Raw genomic sequence first — 6,166 nt, 5'->3', positions numbered from 1 at the left:
GTGGAGCTGTCGGCCTGGCTGAAGCGGATGAAGAGATTGGCCTGCGCCGCCTTGTACGAAACCGTGCGCGCCGTGGGCATGGAGTTGTGCCCGGCCTTGGGCGTGTCCATCCCCGTGGGCAAGGATTCGCTGTCGATGCGCACGCGTTGGTCTTCGGAACAAGGCGAAACCAGGCAAGTGACGGCCCCCGTGTCGCTGATCGTGACCGCCTTCGCGTCCATCGCCGATGTGCGCCCCACGCTCACGCCGCAACTGATCACGCAGGAGTCCGGCCAATCCCTGGACACCACCTTGATCCTGGTCGACCTGGGCCAAGGCCAGGGCCGCTTGGGCGGCTCGATCCTGTCGCAGGTGCTGAACCAGTTCGGCAACGCCGTGCCCGATCTGGACAACCCAGAGTTGCTCAAGCAACTGGTGAGCGCCGTCAACGCCCTGCGCTCGCAAGGCAAGCTGTTGGCCTACCACGACCGTGCCGACGGCGGCCTGTGGGCCACGGCCTGTGAAATGGCCTTCGCCGGCCACACGGGCGTCAGCCTGAACGTGGACATGCTCGTCACCGAAGGCGACGGCATCAGCGACAGCCGTGCCGACATGGGCGATTCCAAAAACTGGGCCGGCCAGGTGGGCGAGCGCCGCAACGAGCTGACCTTGAAGGCCTTGTTCAACGAAGAGCTGGGCGTGGTGCTGCAGGTGCGCACCTTTGATCGCGATGCCGTGCTGCAAACCCTGCGCGAGCATGGGCTGTCCAAGCACAGCCACGTCATCGGCAAGCCCAACGCCAAGGGCGTGGTCGAAGTCTGGCGCGATGCCAAGGCCGTGTTCAGCGCACCGCTGGAGCAATTGCACAAGACCTGGGACGAGGTCAGCTGGCGCATCGCCCAACTGCGCGACAACCCCGCCTGTGCCGACAGCGAGCATGCCGCCGTGGGCTTGGCCAGCGATCCGGGCCTGCATGTGCGATTGAGCTTCGACCCCTCGGAGAATGTGGCCGCGCCTTTCATCAACCAGGCGCGCCCCAAGGTCGCGATCCTGCGCGAGCAGGGCGTCAACAGCCACCTGGAAATGGCCTACGCCATGCACCTGGGCGGCTTCGACACCTTCGACGTGCACATGAGCGACCTGCAGGCCGGCCGCGCCCGCCTGGACCAATTCAAGGGCTTCATCGCCTGCGGTGGTTTCAGCTACGGCGACACCTTGGGCGCCGGCGAAGGCTGGGCCCGCTCGATCATGTTCAATGCCTTGCTGGCCGAGCAGTTCGCCGAATTCTTTGGCCGAACCGACACCTTCGCTTTGGGCATCTGCAACGGTTGCCAGATGCTGGCGGCATTGAGCCCCATCATCCCCGGTGCGCAGGACTGGCCCAAGTTCACGCACAACCAAAGCACGCGCTTTGAGGCCCGCCTGAGTCAGGTCGAGGTGTTGGAAAGCCCTTCGCTGTTCTTCGCCGGCATGGCCGGCAGCCGGATGCCCATCGCGGTGGCGCATGGTGAGGGCTTTGCCGACTTCTCGCAGCGCGGCAATGCCCAGCAGGTCAAGCAAGCATTGCGCTTTGTGGACAACAAGGGCGCGGCCACCGAGGCCTATCCCTTCAACCCGAACGGCAGTCCCGGCGGCCTGACCGCCGTGACCACGGCCGATGGCCGCTTCACGGCCATGATGCCGCACCCCGAGCGCGTCTTCCGCAATGTGCAGTTGAGCTGGACCAGCGGTGACAAGGCCGCGCACAGCCCTTGGCTGCGCCTGTTCCAGAACGCCCGCCGCTGGGTGGGCTGAGCGTCCTGATCAGGTCAGGCTGGCAGCAGCTTGACCTGCCATTGCCCGCCTTCAGCGATCAGGGTGATCAGGCGGTCGATGTTGGGGTGCTTGCCGGGATTAGCGCGGGCATCCACCGTGTGTTCGGCGTAGATGTCCAGGCCGCGTGAAGCGGCTTCGGCGTCGATGACGCCGGATGCATTGGCCAGCGAGGCGTAGACGGCCAGCGAGCCAGCCTGGCCCGGCTTGTTTTCAATGGTGGCCACCACCGCGCCCGTGGCGTCGGTCAATTGCAGGCCTGCCAGGTGGGAAACGGCCGGGAGTTGTTGGAGGTTGTCGCTGAAAGCCATGTTGCTCGCGGTTTAAAAACGTGGGTTGAAAAAATCAGGGCGCCATTGTCTGCGATGTCGCTGCCGCGAAGCCCGCATTCCGGTGGCAAAGCACGCGAACCCGCTGGCCAGGGCCGGCCAAGCGCCTATAATGCCGCTTTACCACCGCAGCGTTTGGCGTAATGAGCCAACGCTAACGCGCAATGACCAAGTTCGTCTTCGTCACGGGCGGTGTGGTGTCCTCGCTTGGCAAGGGCATCTCAGCCGCTTCTTTGGCCGCCATTCTCGAATCGCGTGGCCTCTCCGTGACCCTCATCAAGCTCGACCCGTACATCAACGTGGACCCGGGCACCATGTCGCCGTTCCAGCATGGCGAGGTGTTCGTGACCGACGACGGGGCCGAAACCGACCTTGACCTCGGCCACTACGAGCGTTTCATCACCACCCGGATGAAGCGCAGCAACAACTTCACCACCGGCCAGATCTACAAGAGCGTCCTTGAAAAAGAACGCCGTGGCGATTACCTGGGCAAGACCGTTCAGGTCATCCCCCACATCACGAATGAGATCCAGGATTTCATCCGCCGCGGCGCCGGTTTCGGCCTGCCCGATGCGGTGGACGTGGCCATCGTTGAAATCGGCGGCACCGTGGGCGACATCGAATCGCTGCCCTTCCTGGAAGCCGTGCGCCAGATGAGCCTGAAGATGGGCCCCGGCAACACCGCTTTCGTGCACCTCACCTACGTGCCCTTCATCGCAGCAGCCGGCGAGTTGAAGACCAAGCCCACCCAGCACACCGTGCAGAAAATGCGCGAAATCGGCATCCAGCCCGATGCCTTGCTGTGCCGTGCCGACCGCGCCATCCCGCACGACGAAGCCGAGAAGATCTCGCTCTTCACCAACGTGCCCGAATCCGGCGTGATTTCGGTGTGGGACGCCGACAGCATCTACAAGGTGCCGCGCATGCTGCACGAGCAGGGTCTGGACGACCTGATCTGCGCCAAGCTGCAACTGACCACCAAGCCCGCCGACCTGTCGCGCTGGGACACGCTGGTCAAGGAAGTCGAGCACCCCAAGAGTACCGTCACCATCGCCATGTGCGGCAAGTACACCGACCTGTCGGATTCGTACAAGTCGCTCAACGAGGCGTTGCGCCACGCTGGCATCCACAACCATGCCCGCGTCAACATCGAGTACGTTGACTCTGAAACGCTGACGCCCGAAACGGCCGATACCCTGGCCAAGTACGACGCCATCCTGGTGCCCGGCGGCTTCGGCAAACGCGGCGTCGAAGGCAAGATCATCGCGGCGCAATATGCGCGTGAGCACGGCGTGCCTTACCTGGGCATCTGCCTGGGCATGCAGGTCGCCACCATCGAATACGCGCGCCACAAGGCCGGCCTGGCCAACGCCAACAGCACCGAGTTCGACCCGGAAACGTCCAACCCCGTCATCGCCCTGATCGACGAGTGGCTGGACGCCGATGGCAGCATTCAAAAGCGCGACGTCAACTCCAACCTGGGCGGCACCATGCGCCTGGGCGCGCAAAGCTCGGACGTCAAGCCCGGCACCATCGCGCACGAGATCTATGGCGACGTGGTGACCGAGCGCCACCGCCACCGCTACGAAGCCAATGAGCGCTACCTCGATCGCCTGCAAGAGGCTGGTCTGGTCATCTCCGCCATCACCCAGCGCGAAAAGCTGACCGAGATGGTCGAACTGCCCAAGTCGGTTCACCCCTGGTATGTCGGCGTGCAGTTCCACCCCGAGTTCAAGTCGACCCCGTGGGACGGCCACCCGCTGTTCACCGGCTACATCAAGGCCGCCTTGGACCAACACCAAAAGAAGGGCGCTGTATGAAGCTTTGTGGATTCGACGTTGGCCTCGGCCACCCTTTCTTCCTGATCGCCGGCCCGTGCGTGGTCGAGTCCGAGCAGCTTCAGATGGACACCGCCGGCACGCTCAAAGAAGTGTGCGCCGAGCTGGGCATCCCCTTCATCTTCAAGTCCAGCTACGACAAGGCCAACCGCTCGTCGGGCACGTCCTTCCGTGGCCCCGGCATGGAAAAGGGCCTGGAGATCCTGGCCAAGGTCAAGCGCGAGTTGAACGTGCCCATCCTGACCGACGTGCACACCGAGGCCGAAGTGCCTTTGGTCGCGTCCGTCGTCGATGTGCTTCAAACGCCCGCCTTCCTGAGCCGCCAAACGGACTTCATCCGCGCCGTGGCCCAGAGCGGCAAGCCCGCCAACATCAAGAAGGGCCAATTTTTGGCCCCTGGCGACATGAAGAACGTCATCGACAAGGCCCGTGCCGCCGCGCGCGAAAAGGGCCTGCCTGACGACGTGTTCATGGCCTGCGAGCGCGGTGTCAGCTTCGGCTACAACAACCTCGTGTCCGACATGCGTTCGCTGGCCATCATGCGCGAAACGAATGCACCCGTCGTGTTCGACGCGACCCACTCGGTGCAGTTGCCGGGCGGGCAGGGCACCAGCTCTGGCGGCCAACGCGAGTTCGTCCCCGTGCTGGCGCGCGCGGCCGTGGCGGTGGGCATCTCCGGCCTGTTCATGGAGACCCACCCCGATCCCGCCTGTGCCCTGAGCGACGGCCCCAACGCCGTGCCGCTCAAGCACATGAAGGCGCTGCTCGCCACCCTGGTCGAGCTGGACCGCATCACCAAGAAGAACGGCTTCCTGGAAACCAATTTCAATTGACCGGGTCAGTCTCTTAAATTTTCAACATCAAACCGCTTTGAGGATCACTGGATGAGTGCCATCGTTGACATCATCGGCCGCGAAATCATCGACAGCCGAGGAAACCCCACCGTTGAATGCGACGTGCTGCTGGAAAGCGGCGTCATGGGCCGCGCCGCCGTGCCTTCTGGCGCGTCCACCGGCTCGCGCGAAGCCATCGAGCTGCGCGATGGCGACAAGTCCCGCTACCTGGGCAAGGGCGTGCTCAAGGCCGTTGAACACATCAACACCGAGATCGCCGAAGCTGTGCTGGGCCTCGATGCCTCCGAACAAGCCTTCCTGGACCAGACCCTGATCGACCTCGACGGCACCGACAACAAGGGCCGCCTGGGTGCCAATGCCATGCTGGCCGTGTCGATGGCCGTGGCCCGCGCCGCCGCGGAAGAATCCGGCCTGCCCCTGTACCGCTACTTTGGCGGCATGGGCGCCGTGCAGCTTCCCGTGCCGATGATGAACGTCATCAACGGCGGCGCGCACGCCAACAACAACCTGGACATCCAGGAATTCATGATCCTGCCGGTGGGCGCGCCCACCTTCAAGGAAGCCATCCGCTACGGCGCCGAAGTCTTCCACGCGCTCAAGAAAATCATCCACGACAAGGGCATGAGCACGGCCGTGGGCGACGAGGGCGGTTTTGCCCCCAACGTGGCCAGCCATGAAGCCGCCATCCAGCTGATCCTGGAAGCCATCGACAAGGCCGGCTTCATCGCCGGTGAGCAGATCGCCCTGGGCCTGGACTGCGCCGGCAGCGAGTTCTACAAGGACGGCAAGTACCACCTCGAAGGCGAAGGCCTGAGCCTGACGGCCGAAGAGTGGACCAGCATCCTGGCCACCTGGTGCGACAAGTACCCGATCATCTCGATCGAAGATGCCATGGCCGAAGGCGACTGGGCCGGCTGGAAGCACCTGACCGAAGTGCTGGGCAAGAAGGTTCAGCTGGTGGGCGACGACCTGTTCGTCACCAACACCAAGATCCTGAAAGAGGGCATCGACAAGAACATCGCCAACTCGATCCTGATCAAGATCAACCAGATCGGCACGCTGACCGAAACCTTCGCCGCCATCGAGATGGCCAAGCGCGCCGGCTACACCGCCGTCATCAGCCACCGCTCGGGCGAAACCGAAGACAACACCATCGCCGACATCGCGGTGGGTTTGAACGCCGGCCAGATCAAGACCGGTTCGATGAGCCGTTCCGACCGCATCAGCAAGTACAACCAGCTGCTGCGCATCGAAGAGGACCTCGGCGGCGTGGCCGTTTACCCAGGCCGCAGCGCCTTCTACAACCTGCGTTAATCCAAAGGGCCTTCGGGCCCTTTTTTCTTGGGTCCGCTCA

The 6,166-nt window shown here is 63.7% G+C and carries 5 protein-coding genes; 4 read left to right on the top strand and 1 reads right to left on the bottom strand.

What is annotated here, in order from left to right:
- The coding region (gene purL, locus ACREB4_RS06415; protein ID WP_431587371.1) for a phosphoribosylformylglycinamidine synthase at positions 1-1,773 on the top strand (1,773 nt) is incomplete at its 5' end.
- A 14-nt stretch (positions 1,774-1,787) separates the two neighbouring features.
- On the opposite strand, the gene ACREB4_RS06410 is transcribed toward purL, so the two are convergent.
- A complete protein-coding gene (locus ACREB4_RS06410) occupies positions 1,788-2,102 on the bottom strand; it encodes a DUF2322 family protein (RefSeq protein ID WP_431587370.1) in 315 nt (104 codons plus the stop codon).
- 182 nt (positions 2,103-2,284) lie between these two features.
- Here ACREB4_RS06410 and ACREB4_RS06405 point away from each other — a divergent pair, with 182 nt between their 5' ends.
- From ACREB4_RS06405 to eno, 3 genes are read left to right on the top strand one after another with little or no spacing between them, the layout of a single operon-like run.
- Complete coding sequence (locus tag ACREB4_RS06405) at positions 2,285-3,940, top strand: CTP synthase (RefSeq protein WP_431587369.1); 1,656 nt, start codon at positions 2,285-2,287, stop codon at positions 3,938-3,940.
- Positions 3,937-4,791, top strand: a complete 855-nt coding sequence (kdsA, locus tag ACREB4_RS06400) for a 3-deoxy-8-phosphooctulonate synthase (RefSeq protein ID WP_431587368.1) — start codon at positions 3,937-3,939, stop codon at positions 4,789-4,791. Before ACREB4_RS06405 ends, kdsA begins: the two co-directional genes overlap by 4 nt.
- 51 nt (positions 4,792-4,842) lie before the next feature.
- Positions 4,843-6,126: a phosphopyruvate hydratase gene (gene eno, locus ACREB4_RS06395; protein WP_431587367.1), complete on the top strand. Its 1,284-nt coding sequence runs from the start codon at positions 4,843-4,845 to the stop codon at positions 6,124-6,126.
- Positions 6,127-6,166 lie beyond the last annotated feature (40 nt).

The organism is Aquabacterium sp., from assembly GCF_050725395.1.
In the GTDB taxonomy this organism is placed as follows: Bacteria; Pseudomonadota; Gammaproteobacteria; order Burkholderiales; family Burkholderiaceae_C; genus Aquabacterium.
This window is presented reverse-complemented; position numbering and strand designations above follow the sequence as displayed.

Coding starts and splice junctions, on each gene's coding strand:
- eno (WP_431587367.1), top strand. CDS start 4,843: ATGAGTGCCATCGTTGACATCATCGGCCGCGAAATCATCGACAGCCGA.
- ACREB4_RS06405 (WP_431587369.1), top strand. CDS start 2,285: ATGACCAAGTTCGTCTTCGTCACGGGCGGTGTGGTGTCCTCGCTTGGC.
- kdsA (WP_431587368.1), top strand. CDS start 3,937: ATGAAGCTTTGTGGATTCGACGTTGGCCTCGGCCACCCTTTCTTCCTG.
- ACREB4_RS06410 (WP_431587370.1), bottom strand. CDS start 2,102: ATGGCTTTCAGCGACAACCTCCAACAACTCCCGGCCGTTTCCCACCTG.